This window comes from Mesorhizobium sp. WSM4844, assembly GCF_055811775.1.
In genome coordinates, this window is record NZ_JBVVQB010000190.1 from 1 (window position 1) to 500 (window position 500).

General features: G+C 56.2%; 1 protein-coding gene. It reads right to left on the reverse strand.

Annotation, left to right across the window (positions count from 1 at the left end; translation table 11 throughout):
* Positions 1 to 500, reverse strand: a 500-nt coding sequence (locus AC0L2A_RS36375; RefSeq protein WP_473613004.1) for an AMP-binding protein, incomplete at both ends; no start/stop codon positions are given.

Consider the following 500-nt stretch of genomic DNA (forward strand, 5'->3'; position numbering starts at 1 on the left):
ATCGGACGCCCGATATGTGGCACAACGTTGTCACTGAAGAGCCGTCCCGAGGTTGCCACGACGGTAACTTCCGTCGGGCCATAATTGTTTATCAACTTGAGAGGCGACGGTAGCCGGGAAGGCACACGCTGGAGACGATCACCGCCAATAAGCAAGTACTCCAACAAGGGAGTTACCAGCTCGCCTTCCAATGCCGTTGCAGCCAGCGGCGTGACTAAAAAGGCGGCGTCCAGTGGTTGATCACGCCACCATTGCAGGAGAAGCAGAGGATCTCCTGCTGCCGCTCTGGGTGGGAGCAGCAATGTGCTGCGATTGTATAATGCAGACCATAACTCCCAAGCGCTGGCATCGAATGCCACTCCAGCCGTGAGTGTGCAGCAGGTTTCTGGTTGCCGACAAAATGTTTGCACATGCCATGCTGTGAGATTGACCAGGCTGTGATGCTCGACCATGACGCCCTTTGGGGTTCCGGTGGAGCCTGAGGTGTAGATGACATAGGC